Below are 21,839 nucleotides of genomic sequence, written 5' to 3' on the forward strand. Positions count from 1 at the left end.
TTTAATTAATCTATAGAGATTTTGAATTCTTTATTAATTAATTCACCGTTTATGGTAAATCCCTGAATGATGACTTTGTATTTTTTTATATTCGCATCTTGAAATTCAAATAAAAAATTTCCTTTTTCATCTGTTAGTATTGTTTGACGCCAGTCAACAATTCCAAAATTTTCAAATCCTTTACTAGCAAAATTTTCATAATCGCTATTTGTAAAACTTGAAATATTTTCAAAGCCGTCTTTTATTAAAAAAGGAACTGATTTTGAAACTGACTTGGCGGTGAAATTTTTTCTCCGGTAGATTTTTATAATTCCTTGTTTGTTTCTAGTTGATGGAACAATGGCATTAGCATTGATATAAATTTCGTCAATTTCAGTCATGTCCATCATATCCAGTTCTGCAAACGAGAATAAGACTCTTTCATCAAGATATACTTCTGGAGTAGCTCTTGGTCCAGAAAAGGATGTTATTTGTCTTGAAGTTATTGAAACGTCACCAGTAGCAGTTCTGCTTACGTTAAACCCATTTTGTTCTATAAATCCTAATAAACTAGAAGTGTCGTTTTCGTCTATTTTATAACCTCGCAAATAGGAATTTCCAAATTTATTTTCATTTACCAAAACTCTTTTTGGTTTGGATTTGACAATTACATCTTTTAGATTGATAATTTCACCATTAAATTTTGGCAAATCATACAGATCAGAATAAACATTATCTTGAAGTTTTTTACAATCACCGAAAGGCACCAAAAAGGGCTTTGTATATGGTCTGTTTCTATTGTAAACTTGCGTTACAAAGTTGGTTGAAACCGCATTCATTTCTGGGGATTTTAGCAAAGACAATTCAACAACAGTAGAGTCGGGTATTGCTATATTTTCAAACGCATATTCATTTTTTTCATTCACTTCAGACAATACTAAAATTAAATCTTTGATAGAATATAACCTGACTTTATATGCCTCTTTGTTTTTTAGTTCTTGATTGATAGTCCCTTTTATCGTTAAACCAATGTCAAAACTATAGTTGGATTTTGGTGGATTTGAAACGATGTTTTTCCATTCATATTTGGGTTTGCTTTGGTTTAGTAAAGCCAAATCTAATTCATAAAATTGTTTTCTTGATGGTTCAGTAAAATAATAATTAACTTCATTAAATGGGTCTTTTAAATAGGGAAATATGGTGGAGGAATATAAAAGATTGTTTTCTATTTCTTGCGCTTTGGTTTCTTCGGGTAAAACAGCAATACTTAGATTAGCATTAGCATATTCAGAATAACCAACCATTTTTACTTTACCATTTTTTTTAGAATTAAACAGTAAACTTATAGGTTTGTCTTTTTTAGGATATATATAGATAGCTCTCTCACACCATTGATTTAACTCATTGTCTATTATTCTAATGGTATTAATTCCTTCATATAGATTTTCATTTAAAATCGAAACGACTTGTTCCAAATTTTGACTATTTAATTTCAAAGGGAAAATTAAATTTTTATCATCTTGATTGACTAGAAGATAAATGGTTTTGTTTTCTATAATAGGAATGCTTTCCAAATTAGTTTTAACCTTAAAAATCGTTTTATCGAGAAAGGTGAAACTATTTATTTCTAGTGATATCCCCGTTTTTGTGGAAGTTTGTAAAATGGTTTCAATTTTTTTAGTATCAAAATTGCAAACGGCTTTAATTAAAGTATTGTCAGGTACAATTTCAAATCTTCCAAAACCAAACGGGTTTAATTTTACAGTTTGCAAAATATCACCGTTATTATTTTGTATTTGAACTTCGGTATTACTAACTGTTTTTCCAGAACAATCGGATAATTTTATGCCAACAACATTTGTAATTCCTTTAATTAAACTTCCGCCTTCAGGATGTAATTTTAATTCGAGCGTTTCTTTATCTGGATTTTGGTTTTCTGTCAATGCTCCTTCTGCTGAATTAATGACATTGATTTTTTGTATGGTTGACTCATCTTCAATGAAATTATTCATCCAATTGGTGTAAACGTGAATGAAATAATTGCCTGAATGAAGTTTTTCATTGAGCTCAAACTTCCCAGTAAAAGTTCCGTTACTGACAAAAAGTAATTTTTCAAAAATTTTAACTCCTTTGTCATCATACAATATGGCAAAAACATTTGTGGTGTTGAAAAAGGGCTGGTGCGTTTTTCTATTAACGACATATCCTTTAAACCAAATAGTTTCATTTGTTAAAAATGTGGTTTTGTTAAGATGTAGATTTATATTCTCTCTTTCTAATGAAAAATAGGAGGTAAGTTTGTTTTGAATTTCTTTTTTTGCACTATCATTAGTGTCTGTTTGAGAAAACACTGAAAAGCTGCAAAGTACAAGTAAGGCAGTGATGAAATCTTTTTTTCTATCCATGAAATAAAAGTAATAAAAAAATGACATCAAAAAAATATTTTTGTTTAAAACAAAAAAATGCTTCAAGAAATTGAAGCATTTTTATAGTATTTATTAGATATTAAATTACATCATTCCTGGCATTCCACCGCCCATTGGCATTCCACCACCAGCGTTTTCTTCTTTAATTTCAACTAAAGCACATTCAGTAGTTAAAATCATTCCAGCCACTGATGCAGCGTTTTCAAGTGCTACACGAGTTACTTTTTTAGGATCTATGATACCAGCTTTTAACATGTCAACATATTCGTCTGTTTTGGCATTGTAACCAAAGTTTCCTTTTCCTTCAGTAACTTTTGCTACCACTACAGAACCTTCTAAACCTGCATTTTCAACAATAGTTCTTAATGGAGATTCCACCGCACGAGAAACTATTTGAATTCCTGTAGCTTCATCTGCATTTTCTGATTTTAGACTGGTCAATACATTTTTAGCTCTAAGAAGTGCAACACCACCACCAGCAACTATTCCTTCTTCAACGGCAGCACGAGTGGCGTGTAACGCATCGTCAACTCTATCTTTTTTCTCTTTCATTTCTACTTCAGAAGCAGCACCAACATAAAGAACAGCAACACCACCAGCTAATTTAGCCAAACGTTCTTGCAATTTTTCTTTGTCATAATCAGAAGTTGTAGTTTCCATTTGACCTTTTATTTGGTTCACACGATTTTTAATCATGTAAGCATCTCCAGCACCATTTACAAGGGTTGTATTATCTTTGTCAATAGTAACTTTTTCTGCTGTTCCAAGCATTTCTAAAGTAGCATTTTCTAGTGTGTAACCACTTTCTTCCGCAATAACAGTTCCACCAGTTAAGATAGCTATATCTTCTAACATGGCTTTTCTTCTGTCTCCAAATCCTGGAGCTTTAACCGCTGCAATTTTCAAAGCACCTCGTAATTTGTTTACCACCAAAGTTGATAAAGCTTCGCCATCAACATCTTCTGCAATAATCAATAATGGTTTTCCTGATTGTGCTACTGGCTCTAAAACAGGTAATAATTCTTTTAAAGAAGATACTTTTTTATCGTACAATAATATATAAGGTCTTTCTAATTCCACTTCCATTTTCTCTGGATTTGTCACAAAGTATGGAGATAAATAACCTCTATCAAATTGCATTCCTTCTACAACATCTACATAGGTATCTGTTCCTTTTGCTTCTTCAACAGTGATTACACCTTCTTTGCCTACTTTTCCAAAAGCTGTAGCAATAAGTTCACCAATTACTTCATCATTATTAGCAGAAATGGAAGCAATTTGTTTAATTTTTTCAGAGTCACTTCCTACTACTTGAGCTTGTTTTCCAAGGTCAGCAACGATAGCTTCAACTGCTTTGTCAATCCCACGTTTTAAATCCATTGGGTTGGCTCCAGCTGCAACGTTTTTCAATCCTTCTTTCACAATTGCCTGCGCTAAAACGGTTGCAGTTGTAGTTCCATCACCAGCTAAATCATTGGTTTTTGAAGCTACTTCTTTTACCATTTGTGCACCCATGTTTTCTAGTGCATCTTTCAATTCTATTTCTTTTGCTACAGTAACACCGTCTTTTGTAACGGTTGGTCCACCAAATGATTTTGATATAATTACATTTCTTCCTTTTGGTCCAAGGGTTACTTTTACTGCATTTGCTAAAGCGTCTACACCACGTTTTAAACCGTCGCGAGCTTCAATATCGAATTTTATGTCTTTTGCCATTTTAATTTTTTTGTTTAAAGTTATTTTGTTTAACGTTTAAAGTTGTTTTTTTTAAAGTTGTTTTTAGGGATAAAACCTGAAACTTGAAACCTGAAACAAATTTTAGATTATTGCTAAAATATCGTCTTCGCGCATGATTAAATAATCTTTTCCATCGAATTTCAAATCGGTTCCAGCATATTTTCCATAAAGGACAGTGTCACCAATTTTCACAGTCATTGGTTCATCTTTTTTACCGTTTCCTACCGCTACAACAGTTCCTTTTTGTGGTTTTTCTTTAGCGGTATCTGGAATTATTATTCCAGAAGCAGTTTGAGTTTCGGCAGCTGCTGGTTCCACGATTACTCTGTCTGAAAGAGGTTTAATGTTTAATGCCATAATTATATATTTTTATTTTATTTGAATGAATGCTTTTGTTTTTTCAGAAATTGTGCCAAGTCAATAAAACTGACATTTTTTCCTAAAAAAAATGCCAGCATGTCAGCGCTGGCATTGAATATTTATTATGTCTCTTAGTTATTTTTTTGGCGTCTCAACTGGTTTAGCCGGAGTTGATTTTGTGGTAGTGCTTTTTGGAGCAAGAGTTTCTGTTTGGTCGATTACTTTTGAATCTGATTGTCCAGTCATACTAGGAAAACTCAGACTTGATAATAAAATCAAAAGGATTAATGCTGTAGCTAATACCCAAGTACTTCTGTCTAAAAAATCAGTAGTTTTTTGAACACCACCTAGCATTTGTGATCCACCTAATGAAGAAGATAAACCGCCACCTTTAGGGTTTTGAACCATAACTGCGATTATCAATAAAAAACAAACGATTGTTATTAATACTAAAAAAATTGTAAACATGATGAATTGTAATTAATTATTATTTTGTTGTAAAATTTTAATATCCGAAATTCGGTCTGCAAAGAAACTACTTTTTTCTGGATATTTCAAAATTAATATTTCATAAGCTTGAATGGCTTTTGAATATTTTTTTTGTTCTAAATAAACTCTAGCCAAGGTTTCTGTCATCAAATAACTGGTATCATCGGCTATTGGTTCAATTATAGGAACAGTGGCATCTTTTGTAATGGGAGAAATTTTAGGATTATTTTCAATAAATTTATCAATTAAATCCAGTTTTTTCATTTTATCATGATCAACTGATGGAGTTTCCTTCTTTGAATTTTCTCTGTCAATTGGTTTTAATCGTGATAATTGTAACCATTCTTGAAATGAATGTTTTTCATTTTTTGAAAACTCTAAAGGTTTGCCAATGGCTAATTTTTCAGAAACTTTTTGCTCCTCTGAAGTTGTGGCTTCCTTAATGGAGGTTAAAATCGACTGTTCCAAAGGATCAATTGCTGGTTTGTATGCAACAATTACTTCTTCACTGCCTATAACACTCATGTTCATTAACTCTTCTAGCTTTTTTTCATACAACCCTTTTTGAACCGAAACAAAAGTATCTGAAGTGATAAAATCAAACAAAATACTTCTGTCGGTAGTATAAGCAGCGGTAACTTTCAGTGCTTGATTATAATGAAAACTGTCTTGATTATACAGGTGTTTTAACTTCAAAACACGAGCACTTTGCAAATAGGGAAATGCATTCAAAACAGTATCCAATGTTTCAGCATGTCTATCGTTGATAGTGTCGGGTTTGTTAAGTAAATAAGTATAATCAGTTAAGTTCATTTTATAAATCTACCATTTTGCTAATGATTCATTGAAAACATCTTGTGTAATTCTTTCAAAAATCACATCCAAAGCTTCTGTTAATTTTGACCCAGTTAATTGTGATGTTGCATCATAATCAAAGAAGAATGAAAATGATTTTTCAAAATTATCTTCTTCTTTATTCTTATTGCTAAACCGGACATTTACTCTAATGGTTAATCTGTTTTGTGCCGCTCTTTGATCAGCAGTGGCGGTCATCGGTGTAATTCTATAATCCGTAATTTCGCCTTCATAAAGTAAATCGCCATTGGAACTGGTCAAATTCAAGTTGGTTTGATTCTGAATAATTTCCTGAAGTTTTATCGTAAAAGTTCTTTCAATTCCAGGCTCTATCAAATCCGCATTGTTTTGAAAATAATTCACCTGAAACGTTTTAGCATCAATTTTTCCTGTTCCTGTAAAATTATAAACAGAACAACTGTTGATGCTTAAAGCAATGAGGATAAGTAAAATGTATTTTATGTTTTTCATTTGGATTTCAAAGATATACTTTTTCAAATTTCATTCGTCTTTTATATTACAAATCAAACTGCTTAATTTTTCGATAAAGTGTTCGCTCAGAGATTCCAAGTTCATCGGCTGCAGCTTTTCGCTTGCCTTTGTGTCGTTCTAATGATTTCTTGATGAGTTCAATTTCTTTTTGTTCCAATTTCAATACTTCTTCCTCTTCAATAGTTTCTGCATCCAAATAATTTTGGTTTTCCTCATCATCAAATTCCTCTTGTTGCAATTGATTTTGAGTAGGTATTATATTCATCCTTGGTTCCTCTTCAAACGAAATTTCACTTTCTGTCTCTTTTGAACCGTATACTTTTTGAATCAAACTTGGATTAATGTCTTGCACTTTAGTCCCGTTTTTCATCAATTCCAAAGTCAATTTTTTCAAATCATTCAAATCACTTTTCATATCAAAAAGCACTTTGTATAAAATATCTCTTTCGGTAGAAAAATCATTTTCCGATTTTTTTCCGCCAATAACGGATGGCAAATTACTGCCTTCCGCCGGAAGATAAGATTGTAAAGTGGCTAAGGAAATATCTCTATTGGTTTCTAAAACAGAAATCTGTTCGGCTACATTGCGCAACTGACGTATATTGCCACTCCAACGGTATTTTTGTAAAAAGACAATAGCATCGTCGCTCAATTTTATCGGGGGCATTTTATATTTATGAGCAAAATCGGCAGCAAATTTTCGAAATAACAAATGAATATCATCTTTTCTATCACGCAGTGGTGGAATAGGAATATCCACAGTGCTCAAACGATAGTATAAATCTTCTCGGAATTTCCCTTTTTCAATCGCGTCAAACAAATTCACATTGGTTGCGGCTACAATTCTTACATTGGTTTTTTGTACTTGAGACGAACCCACTTTAATAAATTCTCCATTTTCTAACACACGTAGCAAACGAACTTGCGTAGTCAAAGGCAATTCGCCCACTTCGTCCAAAAAAATTGTGCCACCATCAGCTACTTCAAAATAGCCTTCACGAGTATTGGTAGCGCCTGTAAATGCTCCTTTTTCGTGACCAAAAAGTTCACTGTCAATTGTGCCTTCGGGAATAGCGCCACAGTTTACAGCAATGTATTTTCCATGTTTTCTATGCGAAAGCGAATGTATAATTCTAGGAATACTCTCTTTACCAACGCCACTTTCACCTACAACCAATACCGAAATATCAGTAGGAGCAACCTGAATGGCTTTCTCTATGGCACGATTGAGTTTTGGGTCATTCCCAATAATCTCAAACCGTTGTTTTATGTTTTGAACTGATTCCATTTTATGCTGAATTTATTTCAGTATCTTTTATTAATTCATCTCACTATACCCAACCGCTTCTCCAATCAAAGTTGCCGTAGTACAATCATTTACTTTTACCATTACAAAATCCCCAACTTTATAATCTCCTTTTGGGAAAACCGTCACCACATTTTCAGAGTTTCTTCCGCTCCAATGTTGATTGGATTTCTTCGATTCTTTTTCAATTAAAACTTCAACCGTTTCGCCCAAGAATCGTTTGGTTCTCTTTTCGCTTAGTATTTGTTGTAAATCTACAATCTCTTGCAAACGTCTTTTCTTCACCACTTCTGGTACATCATCTTCCATTTTTCTCGCTGCCAAAGTGCCCGGACGTTCTGAATACGAGAACATATAACCAAAATCATATTCCACATATTCCATCAAACTCAACGTGTCTTGATGATCTTCCTCCGTTTCTGTTGGAAAACCCGCAATCAAGTCTTGTGAAATAGAACAACCTGGTAAAATTCTTTTTATTTTATCAATCAATGCCATGTACTCTTCACGAGTGTGTTGGCGATTCATTTCCTTTAATATTCTCGTACTTCCACTTTGCACCGGCAAATGGATATAATTACAAACATTATCATATTTAGCAATCACATGCAGCACTTCTTCGTGCATATCCTGCGGATTAGAAGTCGAAAAGCGAAAACGCATTTTAGGAAAAGCAATCGCACATTGTTCTAATAACTGAGCAAAATCAGTAGCAGTCGCTTTTTGCATTTCGGTAGCTTTCACAAAATCTTTCTTCAAACCGCCGCCATACCATAGGTAACTATCTACGTTTTGTCCCAAAAGACAAACTTCTTTAAAACCTCTATCCCACAAATCTTTGATTTCTTCCAAAATACTTTGCGGTTCACGACTGCGTTCTCTACCACGAGTAAACGGAACCACACAAAACGTACACATATTATCGCAACCACGAGTGATCGAAACGAACGCATTCACACCGTTGCTATTCAAACGGACAGGTGCAATATCGCCATACGTTTCGTCTTTCGATAAAATCACATTGATAGCATCTCTACCTTCTTCCACTTCTTTCAACAAGTTGGGCAAATCCTTGTAAGCATCAGGACCAACCACCATGTCAACAATTTTTTCTTGCTCCAAAAACTGGTCTTTCAATCGTTCCGCCATGCAGCCCAAAACACCCACTTTCATTCCAGGATTGATACTACGTTTTACCGCATTGTATTTCTCTAGACGCTTGCGCACCGTTTGCTCTGCCTTGTCTCGGATAGAACACGTGTTAACCAAAACCAAGTCGGCTTCTTCCAAATTTTGAGTAGTGTTATAACCTTGATTGGTCAAGATAGATGCTACAATCTCGCTGTCCGAAAAATTCATCGCACAGCCATAGCTTTCTATAAATAGTTTCTTGGTATTCTCTTTTTTGTATTCCAAAACAAGACTAGTACCTTGTTTCTTCTCGTCAATTTCCTTTTCCATTTATGCTGAATTTATTTCAGTATCTAATTTATTTTACGCTTTCTCGCTCCGAAACTTCGGATTCGGACAGCAAAGATAATACTAAATTCTAAAATATGACAAGTTGGCAGATGAGGTTTAACAAAAGATTTTGAAGCTAATCACTTAAACTTATGAAATATTAATTAAAAATGGATTTTTGTATTAAGTTAGAATAATTATTTAATATTGAATGTTGCTAATGAAATACTTTCAAAATAACTGTATTTACCTTTAGGTAATCTGCTCATCATTTGGATATATTTTTGTTCTAAATTAATTTTTTTGTCTAGAAATCTGACTATTTTTATGCACTGTCTTCTATTTAAAGCAGTGTTTTTTATAATTTTCTCTTTAGGCGTTACACTATTGAATGATACACTTTTCTGTAGATAGTTTGTGTAAATTTCAATTTTTGTATCATCTCCATCTAATATAAAGGCACAGTCATTGTTTTTTATGCAATCTTCTATGCTTTCAATGCCTATATCATAAAATTTTGAAATCAGTTTTTCAACAATAATTGATTCTAAATCAATTTTGCCAACAAATTTTTCCCATTTCCCGTTTATTTGTGTATCAAAATTTATATTAACTGTTCCTTTATATTCTCCATTATTAAATTCAATTAAATCAACAGAAAGTCGAGAGTAAGCTACCTTTATTTGATAAACTTTTTTATGAATATTATTGTCAAAAATAATTGTATCATTACTTCTGTTAATTAATTTATCAACCGATTGACCATAGCTTAAATTTCCAATTAAATAAAGTGAAATTAATAAAGTGATATTTTTCATTTCTATATTTCTTTTTTTCAAATATAATTGAAATAAACAAGTCTTGTGTAATCTCTTTATGCTCAATTTTCAAACAAAACAATTGTCATTCATCGCTAAAAAACAACAAGAAAACGGATTTTTAAAAAAAACGTTTACTTTTGCCCACACAAACAATCGGGATATGGCAAAGAATTTAGTAATAGTGGAATCACCTGCAAAGGCAAAAACAATCGAAAAATTTCTAGGGAACGACTACCAAGTAGAGTCAAGTTACGGGCACATTGCCGACTTGCCTTCCAAAGAAATAGGAGTAGATGTATTAAACGGTTTCAAACCTAAATATGAAGTCTCCGCCGATAAAAAAGCTTTAGTCACCAAGCTAAAAGGACTAGCCAAAAACGCCGACATGGTGTGGTTAGCTTCCGATGAAGACCGCGAAGGAGAAGCCATCTCTTGGCACTTAGCGGAAGAATTAAAACTAGACAAAAAGAAAACCAAACGAATTGTTTTCCACGAAATCACCAAAAATGCCATCCTAAAAGCCATCGATAATCCTCGCGAAATCGATTATAACTTAGTCAATGCGCAACAAGCACGTAGAGTTTTGGACCGATTAGTGGGTTACGAACTTTCTCCAGTATTATGGAAAAAAGTAAAAGGCGGATTATCTGCCGGTCGTGTACAATCGGTATCCGTGCGTTTAATAGTAGAACGCGAAAGAGAAATCCAAGACTTTAAATCGGTTGCATCTTATTCCGTTACTGCCGAGTTTACTAACGAAGCTGGGAAAGTAGTAAAAGCCAAATTGCCAAAAAACTTTGCTACCAAAAAAGAAGCCGAAGATTTTCTAAACAAAAACATCGGTTCTACCTATAAAGTAGCCGATTTAGAAACCAAACCCACCAAGAAAACACCAGCAGCACCTTTTACAACTTCCACGTTGCAACAGGAAGCAGCACGTAAATTATATTTACCCGTAGGAATCACAATGCAAATTGCACAACGTTTATACGAAGCTGGACTCATTACTTATATGAGAACCGACAGTGTTAACCTTTCCAAAGAAGCATCAGAAGCAGCACAAGCCGAAATCACAAAATCATACGGAAGAGAGTATTCTAAACCAAGAACATTCGCCACCAAAAGCAAAGGCGCACAAGAAGCACACGAAGCCATTCGTCCAACAGATATGTCTCGTCACACCGTGAATGTCGAAAGAGATCAAGCGCGTCTTTACGATTTGATTTGGAAAAGAACCTTAGCTTCTCAAATGAGCGATGCTGAATTAGAGAGAACCAACGTTAAGATTGAAGCCAATAACCACAGTGAAGTTTTCCAAGCCACAGGCGAAGTAATCAAGTTTGAAGGCTTCCTAAAAGTATATTTAGAAGGAAGTGACGACGATGATGAAGAACAAGAAGGTATGTTGCCTGCCTTGAAAGTCAACGAAAAATTGTCCAATAAAATCATCACCGCCACCGAAAGATATTCGCGTGCAGCTTCAAGATACACTGAAGCATCATTAGTAAAAAAATTAGAAGAACTAGGAATTGGTCGTCCATCGACTTATGCGCCAACAATTTCTACTATTATTAATAGAAACTATGTCGAAAAAGGAAACTTAGAAGGCGTAGAACGAAAATATGTGCAGTTAACCTTAGCTGCTAATAAAGTAGACGAAAAAATATTAAAAGAAAACACTGGTTCCGATAAAGGAAAACTAGTGCCGACGGATATTGGAACGATTGTAAACGACTTTTTGGTTAAAAACTTTTCGGCCATATTAGATTATAATTTTACGGCAAAAGTAGAGCAAGACTTTGACGAAATAGCCGAAGGAAACATCGATTGGGCAAAAATGATGCAGGATTTCTACAACAAGTTCCACCCCAATGTTATTGAAGTGCAAGACAACGCAGAGAGAGAAAGCGGTGAGCGAATATTAGGAAAAGATCCAAAAACTGGAAAACAAGTTTTAGTTCGTTTAGGAAAGTTTGGTCCAGTAGCACAAATTGGCGAAGCCGATGATGAAGAAAAACAATTTGCCAGTTTGCGTCAAGAACAAAATATCAGCAACATTACTTTGGAAGAAGCTTTAAATTTATTTTTGTTGCCAAAAAACTTAGGAGAATATAAAGGAGAAGAAGTCGAAGTTAGCAATGGTCGTTTTGGACCTTATGTTCGTTTCGGAAAACAATTCATATCCTTGCCAAAAGGCGAAGATCCACTAGACGTCACAATGGAAAGAGCGCAAGAACTGATTAATGAAAAAACAAAAGCTGATGCTCCAATTGCTACATACAAAGGAGAAGGAGTTCAAAAAGGAACTGGACGTTTTGGTCCTTTTATCAAATGGAATGGAATTTTCATCAATGTTTCAAAAAAATACAATTTTGACAACCTATCTCAATCGGATGTAGCGGAATTGATAGAAGATAAATTACAAAAAAACATTGATAAAGTCATACACAATTGGGAAGAAGAAGGGATTTTAGTTCAAAAAGCGCGATGGGGAAGATCTGAAATTACCAAAGGCAAAATCAAAATCGAACTCAACAAAGATATTGATGCTTCCAAATTAACTTTGGAAGAAGTAAAAGAAATGATTGCTAAAAAAACTCCAGAGAAAAAACCAGCAGCTAAGAAACCAGCAGCCAAAAAAACTCCAACCAAAAAAGCACCTGCTAAAAAGAAATAAACTATGGAATTTGATTTTCTATCACCAGTTGATAACGAAATTATTCAATATATAAATGGATTGTCTTCGCAGCACCTAGGAAGTAAAGTATCATTTCACACCGATAAAGACTTCCCAGATACCAATAAAGTTAAGATTGCCATTATTGGCGTTTTAGAAAATCGTGGTGACTTGAAAGCTTTTGAGGAAGTTAATCTTAATGCCATTCGAAAAGAATTATACGGTTTGTTTCCTGGGAATTGGCAAAGTTCTATAGCTGATTTAGGAGATATATTACCAGGAAATTCCCTTGAGGACACTTTTTTTGCCTTGCAAAAAGTTGCTTCTAAATTAATTCGAAAAGGAATTATCCCAATTATTATAGGTGGAACACAAGATTTAACATACGCATTATATCGTTCATACGATAATTTGGAACAAATGGTCAATCTGGTTTCCATCGATAGTAGATTGGACATTGGAAAACATGAGGAAGGAATAACAGCGAATTCTTATTTATCAAAAATTATTCTTGACGAGCCTAATAATCTTTTTAACTACAGTAATGTTGGCTATCAAACCTATTATAATTCACAAGAAGAAATAGATTTAGTAGAAAAATTATATTTTGATGCTTACAGATTAGGAGAAATATCCAACAATATTGAATTGTCCGAACCCGTTTTTCGCGATGCTGATATTGTCAGTGTTGATTTAAATGCTGTAAAGTCTTCAAGTTCAGGAAATATGATTAACTTTACTCCAAATGGATTTGATGGCAAGGAAATTTGTAGCTTATCTAGATATGCCGGAATAAGTGATAAGGTTAGTTCTTTAGGGATTTTCAATCATAACAATACAAAAGAAGAATCTGTGCTCATTGCACAAATTATTTGGTATTTCATTGAAGGGGTTAATTATCGTTCCAATGAGTATCCTTTTGGAACCAAAGAAAATTATATTAAGTACATAGTACCTCTAGAAGCAGAAGAATTGATATTTTACAAGAGTAACAAAACGGATAGATGGTGGATAGAGATAAATTATTTTGCTTATCAACACAATAAACTAAAAAAAAATACGTTATTACCATGTTCACATGACGAGTATCTTGAAGCATGCAATCAAGAGATACCCGAAAGATGGTGGAAAGCACAAAGAAAAAACAGCATTTAATTGCTAGAAGCAAGTAAGAGAGTTAAATATTATAATTAAAAGATTACAAATATATATTATTATCGTATTTTAGCGTTAAAAAGTGCATTTTGTCGATAAAATATTTTTTTATTACTATTTTAAATGTTACTTTTGAAATGTGTAATACTGTTTAGCAATTATAGATTATAAAATTTAATACTATTTAATTGCTTTTTTAAAAAATAATAAATAGGTTTACGCCCTTAAAAATAAAGTATTAAATAACCCCAATATATATGAAGAAGTTCATTGCATTTGCATCACTTTTAGCTTTATTAACAAGCTGTGGAGGATCAAGCGACAAAGGCGAGTTAGTAGGAGTTAAAGGAAAGAAATGGAATCCAGAAAAGCCTTTTGGTATGACATTAATTCCTGGTGGAGCATATATCATGGGTAAATCAGATGATGATTTAGCCAATGTTCAAGATGCGCCAACAAAAACAGTTACTGTAAGAGCCTTTTACATGGATGAAACCGAAATTACAAATAGCGAATACCGTCAATTTGTAGAATGGGTGAAAGATTCAACAATAAGAGTTCGATTGGCAATACTTGCTGATGAAGTAGGACAAACTGCAGGTTCTGGTGGTAAAGGTGGAAAAAATGCTGGAAGTATTGGTGACTTTGCCTTCAATGACACTGATCCTGCAAAAATGACTCCTTACGACAAATATATGTATGAGAATTATTACAGTGTAGGAACTGATGATGATCCTTATGCTGGAAGAAGATTAAACAGAAAAGTTAAACTTATTAAAGATACAAGTAAATATCCAGATGAATACTATTCTGAGGTTATGGATACGATGTACTTGCCTGTAGCAGAATCATTCAATGGTTTGAGAACAATAGATGTAAGAAAGTTAAAATTCAGATATTCTTGGATGGATATTCAAGCAGCAGCAAAAGCTAAAACGGGTAAGAGAAGTTCTTTTATTAGAACAGAACAACAAGAAGTATATCCAGATACTACAGTTTGGATTAAAGATTTTGCTTATTCTTATAACGAGCCGATGCACAATGATTATTTCTGGCACCAAGCTTATGGAGAATATCCTGTGGTAGGTGTTAACTGGAAACAAGCCAAAGCTTTTTGTGCTTGGAGAACTTTAAATAAAAACACTTATATCAAATCTAAAAAGAAGAAACAAGATTTAATCAATGCCTTTAGATTGCCTACAGAAGCAGAATGGGAATACGCTGCAAGAGGTGGATTAGAATCGGCTACTTACCCTTGGGGTGGACCTTATGCAAAAAATGACAGAGGTTGTTTCTTAGCAAACTTTAAACCAAATCGTGGGGATTATGCAGCTGATCAAGCTTTATATACAGTAGAAGCTAAATCATATGAGCCAAATGGCTATAATTTATACAACATGTCAGGTAACGTTTCAGAATGGACAGATTCTTCATACGATGCCGCAGCTTACGAATATGTTTCCTCAATGAACCCGAATGTTGCAGACAACAAAAACATGAGAAAAGTAGTTCGTGGTGGTTCGTGGAAAGATGTTGCTTACTTTTTACAAGTTGGAACTAGAGATTTTGAATATGCTGATACTGCTAGAAGTTACATAGGTTTCAGAACGGTTCAAGATTATATGGGAACTCAAGTAACAAAAAATGGTAAAGCACCAAGAAAGTAATTTCAAACTAAACTAAATTATATTTTAAACTTAACTAACTAAAATTTTTATTATTATGGCATTATTAAGCAAAAAAACAATGAATTTCGCTTACGGTATGGGAGCGGCAGTTGTAATTATCGGAGCATTATTCAAAATTCAACACTGGACAGGTGCTAGTGCGATGTTAATCATAGGACTTGGAGTTGAAGCATTCATTTTTGCATTATCTGCATTTGATGCACCAGACAATGAACTAGATTGGTCATTAGTATATCCTGAATTAGCAGGTGGCCAAGCAAAAGAAAAAGGAAAAAAAGAAGAAACAAAAGATGCTCAAGGTTTATTATCTCAAAAACTTGACGCTATGTTGAAAGAAGCTAAAATTGATGGCGAGTTAATGGCAAGTTTAGGAAATAGCATCAAGAACTTTGAAGGTGCTGCAAAAGCAATTTCTCCAACAGTTGACTCTGTTGCTTCAACAAAAAAATATGCTGAAGAAATGACAAAAGCGGCTACTCAATTAGAGACATTAAATGGTTTATACCATGTTCAAGTGCAAAGCGCTGAGAGAAATGCTCAAATTAACAATGAAGTTGCTGAAAACAATTTAAAATTAAAAGATCAAATGCAATCATTAACCTCTAATTTATCTACATTAAACAATGTATATGGAGGAATGCTTTCTGCAATGAGTAATAAAGGATAATTAGTTTTTTAACTATATATTTTAAACAAAATAATAATTTAAACTAATTAGAAAAAATGGCAGGAGGAAAATTAACCCCTAGACAGAAGATGATTAACCTGATGTATTTGGTTTTCATCGCAATGTTGGCATTAAACATGTCAAAAGAAGTATTGACCGCTTTTGGTCTGATGAACGAAAAATTTGAAGGTGTAAATAAATTTTCTGAGGAGTATAACACTAGTTTGTTAACTACTTTAGAAACCAAAGCAAGTGATGACCCAACTCGTTTTAAAGCGCCACTTGAAAAAGCAAATCAAGTAAAAGCAATATCTAAAGAGTTATACACTTATTTAGGTAACTTGAAAAATGATGTGTCTAAAGAATTTGAAAGAGAAAAAGACGGAAAATTACCTTACGAGGCAATGGACAAAGGTGGTTACATCGATGAAAATTGGTTTGAAGGAGATAATTATTCCAAAAAGGGCGCAGAAGTTATTGCTAATATTGAAAAATACAAAAAGGATTTGATTGCTGTTTTTGGAAACGATGTTAAATACCAAATAATTGTCAATAAAATTAATGAGAAATTTAATTTAAGTGACGTTAAAGATAAGGAAGGCGTTTCTAAGAAGTATTTAGCTTACCATTTTGAAGGTTTTCCTGCAATTGCATCTATCGCAAAGTTAACTAGTATGCAAAATGATGTTCAAGCTACTGAGCAAGATATTTATAATGCATTAATTGGTAATACAATTGCACAAGCAGCTTCTTTGAAAAACTTCCAAGCTATGGTTGTTCTAGATAAGAATGTTTTCTTTGAAGGAGAAACTGTAAAAGGTAAAGTGGTATTAGGAAAATATGATGCTAATACTGTTCCTACATCTTTCTCTGGTCCAGGTAAAATAGAGAATGGTCAAGCCGTTATCTCTATGACTGCTGGTGGAGTTGGAGAAAAAACAATCAACGGTACTTTCTCTTTTATGGAAGATGGGAAACCAGTTCCTTTAAAATTTGAAGGTAAATATGTAGTTGTTCCTCGTCCAAATTCTGCTAACATTTCTGCAGATAAAATGAATGTGGTTTATAGAGGTTTAGACAACCCAATGACAATATCTTTTGCAGGAATTCCTGATACTGATGTGTCTGCTTCAGCAACTGGATTGACAAAAACAGGTAAAGGTGGAAAATATAACCTAAACCCAGGTTCAGGTACTGAAGTAATCGTTTCGGTTACTGGTAAAATGGCTGATGGTAAATCTGCTGTAGATAAAAAAGTATTTAGAATTAAAAATATTCCTGCTCCTGCTGGTGCTATTGGAAAACAAGTAGGTGTACTTAAAGGTGCTAAATCACGTTTGGAAGTGTCTCAAGTTACTGCTGAGTTACAAGATTTCTTGTATGATTTAAATTTCCAAGTAACTCGTTTCACATTTAAAGTTCCAGGTCAACCTGCAATTATTGTTAATGGAGATAGAGTAAATAGTCAGTGTAAAGCAGCTTTAGCAAGAGCAACAAGAGGTGACCAAGTTACTATCTCTGAAATTAAAACTAAGATTGTTGGTGGTGCTAATGTAATTACAAAAGATGCAGCTCCGGTTGTATACGAAATACAATAATATTTTGAGTTATTAATTACCTACTATAACTTATTTGAAAACTATGAAAATTAAAAATCTTTTATTCGCAGCATCTGCATTAGTATTGAGCGCAAGTTCATTTGCTCAGTCTAATTTGCTTAATGCAAAGACTCCAGATGAAATTGGAAAGAAAACTCCAGCGCAATTAATTTCTGATAATGACAAACCATTACCATATGGTTATGTTCATGATAGAGATGTATTGATGGGAAAAACAGTGTGGGAGTTGATTGATATCGATGAAAGAATTAATTTTCCTTTGTACTATCCAATTGATACTGCATTTGTTGGAAAAGAAAGAAGGTCTTTATTTGATGTTTTGTTAAAAAATATTAAAAGTGGTGCTATCACTGAAGTTTATACTGATGATTATTTCAACACCAAGAAAACTTTTAAAGACATGGGTTCGTCATTTACTTTTATTGATACTATTCCTGCTGGAAAAGATTATATCAATGATCATTATGATGAATTTTACCCAAAACCTACTACACGTAGAGTAAAGCAAGGTAAAACTTGGGTAACAGAAACAGTTCCTTCTGCTTCTGCTGCAGTTTTGGATCCTCAGTATATTGATAAGAGAGAATTAGGAGCACAAGACATTTCTGGATATAAAATAAAAGGTTTTTGGTATTTTGATAAACGTCAAGGAGAATTGAAGTATCGTTTGCTAGCCATTTGTCCAATTGCTCCAGAAGCAAGAGATATTGGTAAAGAAAATGGAGATGTTATCGAATTGTTTTGGGTTTATTTCCCTGCCATTCGAGATATTCTTCATGATGCAAAGGCTTTTAATGATAAGAACTCTGCCATGCCAATTACCTTTGACCATTTGTTAAACTCACGACGTTTTAATGGTGAGATTTACAAAGAAGAGAATGTATATGGCGATAGACAAATTGCAGATTACATGAAAGATAATGCTCAAAATCAACTTTTAGAATCTGAACGTGTTAAAGAAAAAATACGTAGTTTCGAATCTGATATGTGGAATTACTAAAATATATTTCATAATACAATATAAAACTCTCACCTTTATGGTGGGAGTTTTTTTTAGTTTACCATTATGCTAGATTATATTATTGTTGGTTCAGGATTGGCGGGAATTGCTTTTGCAGAAACACTTTTGCAAAACAATAAATCGTTTATGGTTTTTGATAATCATTCCCAAAACTCTACCAAAATTGCAGGTGGATTGTATAATCCAGTTATTTTAAAACGGTTTAGCGAAGTGTGGAACGCCAAAGTTCAACTTGATATTGCGGATAGTTTTTATAAAAGCATTGAAGAAAAACTAGCCACGCAAGTCGATTTTAAAATGCCTATTTACCGAAAGTTTTTTTCTGTTGAGGAACAAAACAATTGGTTTACTGCTTCGGATAAACCCAATTTATCAGCGTTTCTTTCTACTGCACTTATTAATAAAAAATACAATGCTATTGATTCTCCTTTTGGTTATGGGGAAGTTTTGCAAACGGGTTATGTGGATACGGTTATTTTGCTTGAACACTATCATTCCTATTTGCGTCAAATTAATTTGTTGGCTGAAAGCACTTTTGATTATAATCAATTGCAACTATTTGATGATTATTTGGAATATCACGATGTAAAAGCAAAACACATCGTCTTTGCAGAAGGATTTGGGGTGCATGCTAATCCATTTTTTAAGTATTTACCGCTTGATGGTACTAAAGGGGAATTATTTATCATCAGCGCTCCCGAATTGGATATTGATGTGATTGTGAATACAAGTGTTTTTATTTTGCCATTGGGCAATTATCTTTTTAAAGTGGGTGCAACTTACAATTGGGAAGATAAAACAAACCTACCAACAGCTGAAGGAAAGCAAGAACTACTAGATAGAATTAAAGAAATTATCACGTGTGATTTTGAAATTGTGGAACATTTTGCTGGCGTTCGTCCTACGGTGAAAGACAGAAGACCTTTATTAGGGACACATTCTAAATACAAAAATCTTCATATTCTTAATGGTCTTGGTACGCGTGGTGTGATGCTGGCACCAGCTATGGCTTTGGATTTATATGATTATATTGAAAGGGGAAAGCCACTTGATAAGACTATTGATGTTAAGAGGTATCAGGGAGCAAAAGGGAATAGGGATTAGGTTAAAGGGATTGGGATAAGAAAAAAAGGGATTAGGGATAAGGCAAAAGGGAGAAGTGGTTCATTAATAAGTGATATTAAATTAACCATAAATAAGGTTGGTTAAATAATTGATGAAGTAGTTTCAAGAATAAGCAAGATGCTCTTTTACTGTACTCCGGCTTCGCTCAGTATAAACTATGGTGACAAAACTATTAACAAGATGCCCTTCGACTACGCTCAGGGTGACAAAACTATTAACAAGCACGGCTTATCTATTAACAAGCAAGGCTCAACAATAAGCAAGATAGGCATAACCATTGACAAGATAGGTTCAACAATAAGCAAGATAGGTATAACTATTGACAAGATAGGCTCAACAATAAGCAAGATAGGCTTAAATATTAACAAGCAAGGCTCAACAATAAGCAAGATAGGTTCAACAATAAGCAAGATAGGCATAACCATTGGCTAGATAGGTTCAACAATAAGCAAGATGCCCTTCGACTGCGATCAGGGTGACAAAACTATTAACAAGCAAGGCTTAACCATTGACAAGACGCCTTTTGACTACGCTCAGGGTGACAAAACCATTGACAAGATATGAGATTGCTTCACTTCGTCTATGCTCAGTGCAGGTTACTCGCAATTATATTTGTACTTAACTCCTTGGAGCACTACACAATGACTAGGATATTTTAATTGCATAAAAAAACCTGATAGTTTTTGCTATCAGGTTTTTGGTTTTTGGTTTTTCTCGATAGAATCCCATTTTGTTTTTGATAACGAGTTGGGATTACTTGAACTGGTGTATTTAGTTTTATATTTTTAATCCTTTTATGAGCAGGTACTCTGTTGATTTTACACCGTATTGCGATTTTATGCTGTCTTTAATTCGGATAGCTGTTTGTGACAGTTCGTAATATTTATCGTTTCTGGTTTTATTGTTTTGTGCAAATTGTGTGAAAGTGTTCATTACTTCTGCATTGGCGGCAATTGCACTGTTATAAATGTTTGTTAGATTATCTGTTGTAAGGTCGTTGTTTGCTGGAGTGTAATTGTTTCCGTAGTTTGTTAGGTTTATCACTAAATCAGAGAAGAATTGTGCTTTTGAATTATAGGATTGGTATGATTGGCTGACTGTTTCTTCATCGGGATTGGCTGATTTGTTTTTTTTGATGTTTGCTCCTCTTATTTTTGCAATGATGCTTGCTACATCTGTTGACTCTTTTGCTGTTCTTCCATAAATTACTTTAACGGCTGCATTGATTGGGGAAAGTAATTTATCAATGGAGGTGTTGCTAACTTCAAAGATTTTTTTACGGTTGTCTACTGCTAGAGAATAGCTTTGTTTGTTGGTAGCAATTGTATTGTTTTGATTTTTGATTTCAGCGATTAGTGCACTATAGGCCGTTACACTGTACTCAGGTTTTACTGGGATGTAGCCGTTATAGTTTAGTACTGCTGCTACTAGTTTTTCTGCGTTGCCGATGCGTGCACCGTAACTTGTTTCTGAATTTGAACTCATAATTTTTTTGTTTTTAATGGTTATTGTGAATTATTTCACCAGAAATATTTATCAAATGGTTTTCCAAAGAATGTGATGGAAAATTTAAAGTTTTGTTAAAGTTTTTAGTTGTTCTTTTAGGGTGTTGTTTTCTTCTTCAAGTTTATTGTTGTATTTTATAATGATTTCAAAGGCGTTTTTTGGAATTAAAATATGGTTTTTATCATCTTGAATATTTTCAATAGGTAAATCTTTATCTCTAATATCTTCTACTGTTACTTCTAAAATTTTTGCAAAACGTATCCATTCTTCATTTCTTATAGGAGATATTCCTCTTTCTTTTTTGGAATATGTTGTTTGTTCCATTGCAATTCCATCAGCCATTTGTTTTTGAGTTAACCCTTTTGTTTTTCTGGCTTTTCTTAAGTTTTTATGTACCATGATGACTATTTTAATTATGAGTAGTTTGGGAATACTAATATACAGTTATTTCTTAA

At 33.5% G+C, this 21,839-nt stretch carries 19 protein-coding genes; 8 read left to right on the plus strand and 11 right to left on the minus strand.

Translation table 11 applies throughout. The features are described from left to right. Window positions 1–5: 5 nt before the first annotated feature. The 9 genes from ACSVH2_RS04700 to ACSVH2_RS04740 form a co-directional block, all read right to left on the minus strand. Window positions 6–2,384, minus strand: coding sequence for a hypothetical protein (locus ACSVH2_RS04700; protein WP_438091995.1), 2,379 nt, complete (start codon window positions 2,382–2,384; stop codon window positions 6–8). 105 nt (window positions 2,385–2,489) lie between these two features. Then, window positions 2,490–4,121: a chaperonin GroEL gene (gene groL, locus ACSVH2_RS04705; protein WP_438091996.1), complete on the minus strand. Its 1,632-nt coding sequence runs from the start codon at window positions 4,119–4,121 to the stop codon at window positions 2,490–2,492. A gap of 102 nt (window positions 4,122–4,223) precedes the next feature. Further along, window positions 4,224–4,499: a co-chaperone GroES gene (locus tag ACSVH2_RS04710; RefSeq protein WP_438091997.1), complete on the minus strand. Its 276-nt coding sequence runs from the start codon at window positions 4,497–4,499 to the stop codon at window positions 4,224–4,226. Between the two features lie 138 nt (window positions 4,500–4,637). Beyond that, window positions 4,638–4,970: a preprotein translocase subunit SecG gene (gene secG / locus ACSVH2_RS04715; protein ID WP_438091998.1), complete on the minus strand. Its 333-nt coding sequence runs from the start codon at window positions 4,968–4,970 to the stop codon at window positions 4,638–4,640. A 12-nt stretch (window positions 4,971–4,982) separates the two neighbouring features. Then, a complete protein-coding gene (locus ACSVH2_RS04720; RefSeq protein WP_438091999.1) occupies window positions 4,983–5,804 on the minus strand; it encodes a tetratricopeptide repeat protein in 822 nt (273 codons plus the stop codon). Window positions 5,805–5,813: 9 nt separating this feature from the next. Beyond that, window positions 5,814–6,317: an LptE family protein gene (locus tag ACSVH2_RS04725; RefSeq protein ID WP_438092000.1), complete on the minus strand. Its 504-nt coding sequence runs from the start codon at window positions 6,315–6,317 to the stop codon at window positions 5,814–5,816. 46 nt (window positions 6,318–6,363) lie between these two features. Beyond that, window positions 6,364–7,626 carry a sigma-54 interaction domain-containing protein gene (locus ACSVH2_RS04730; protein ID WP_438092001.1) on the minus strand — a complete coding sequence of 421 codons (1,263 nt, stop codon included), beginning with the start codon at window positions 7,624–7,626 and terminating at the stop codon, window positions 6,364–6,366. Window positions 7,627–7,656: 30 nt separating this feature from the next. Then, complete coding sequence (gene miaB, locus ACSVH2_RS04735) at window positions 7,657–9,105, minus strand: tRNA (N6-isopentenyl adenosine(37)-C2)-methylthiotransferase MiaB (protein WP_438092002.1); 1,449 nt, start codon at window positions 9,103–9,105, stop codon at window positions 7,657–7,659. 197 nt (window positions 9,106–9,302) lie between these two features. Continuing rightward, entirely contained in the window at window positions 9,303–9,923 is a 621-nt protein-coding gene (locus tag ACSVH2_RS04740; RefSeq protein WP_438092003.1) for a hypothetical protein, read from the minus strand. Between the two features lie 163 nt (window positions 9,924–10,086). Here ACSVH2_RS04740 and topA point away from each other — a divergent pair, with 163 nt between their 5' ends. From topA to ACSVH2_RS04780, 8 genes are all read left to right on the plus strand, one after another. Further along, window positions 10,087–12,603 carry a type I DNA topoisomerase gene (gene topA / locus ACSVH2_RS04745; RefSeq protein ID WP_438092004.1) on the plus strand — a complete coding sequence of 839 codons (2,517 nt, stop codon included), beginning with the start codon at window positions 10,087–10,089 and terminating at the stop codon, window positions 12,601–12,603. Between the two features lie 3 nt (window positions 12,604–12,606). Continuing rightward, window positions 12,607–13,758, plus strand: coding sequence for a formimidoylglutamase (locus ACSVH2_RS04750; protein ID WP_438092005.1), 1,152 nt, complete (start codon window positions 12,607–12,609; stop codon window positions 13,756–13,758). Window positions 13,759–14,015: 257 nt separating this feature from the next. Beyond that, window positions 14,016–15,425, plus strand: a complete 1,410-nt coding sequence (gene gldK / locus ACSVH2_RS04755) for a gliding motility lipoprotein GldK (protein ID WP_438092006.1) — start codon at window positions 14,016–14,018, stop codon at window positions 15,423–15,425. Window positions 15,426–15,480: 55 nt separating this feature from the next. Further along, complete coding sequence (gene gldL, locus ACSVH2_RS04760) at window positions 15,481–16,113, plus strand: gliding motility protein GldL (protein WP_438092007.1); 633 nt, start codon at window positions 15,481–15,483, stop codon at window positions 16,111–16,113. A gap of 56 nt (window positions 16,114–16,169) precedes the next feature. Next, window positions 16,170–17,711 (plus strand): gliding motility protein GldM, encoded by a 1,542-nt coding sequence (gene gldM / locus ACSVH2_RS04765; protein ID WP_438092008.1) that lies wholly within the window; start codon window positions 16,170–16,172, stop codon window positions 17,709–17,711. Window positions 17,712–17,754: 43 nt separating this feature from the next. After that, window positions 17,755–18,732, plus strand: a complete 978-nt coding sequence (gene gldN / locus ACSVH2_RS04770; protein WP_438092009.1) for a gliding motility protein GldN — start codon at window positions 17,755–17,757, stop codon at window positions 18,730–18,732. Between the two features lie 66 nt (window positions 18,733–18,798). Next, a complete protein-coding gene (locus tag ACSVH2_RS04775; RefSeq protein ID WP_438092010.1) occupies window positions 18,799–19,857 on the plus strand; it encodes an NAD(P)/FAD-dependent oxidoreductase in 1,059 nt (352 codons plus the stop codon). A gap of 201 nt (window positions 19,858–20,058) precedes the next feature. After that, window positions 20,059–20,310, plus strand: coding sequence for a hypothetical protein (locus ACSVH2_RS04780; protein ID WP_438092011.1), 252 nt, complete (start codon window positions 20,059–20,061; stop codon window positions 20,308–20,310). 345 nt (window positions 20,311–20,655) lie between these two features. On the opposite strand, the gene ACSVH2_RS04785 is transcribed toward ACSVH2_RS04780, so the two are convergent. Together ACSVH2_RS04785 and ACSVH2_RS04790 are read right to left on the minus strand one after the other, a co-directional pair. Beyond that, window positions 20,656–21,363, minus strand: a complete 708-nt coding sequence (locus ACSVH2_RS04785) for a hypothetical protein (protein ID WP_438092012.1) — start codon at window positions 21,361–21,363, stop codon at window positions 20,656–20,658. Window positions 21,364–21,447: 84 nt separating this feature from the next. Further along, the gene (locus ACSVH2_RS04790; protein ID WP_438092013.1) at window positions 21,448–21,783 is read right to left on the minus strand and encodes a helix-turn-helix transcriptional regulator; all 336 of its coding nucleotides are present in this window, start codon (window positions 21,781–21,783) and stop codon (window positions 21,448–21,450) included. Between the last annotated feature and the right edge of the window lie 56 nt (window positions 21,784–21,839).

Origin of the sequence: Flavobacterium sp. RSB2_4_14 (assembly GCF_051547085.1) — a bacterium.
Taxonomy (GTDB): domain Bacteria; phylum Bacteroidota; class Bacteroidia; order Flavobacteriales; family Flavobacteriaceae; genus Flavobacterium.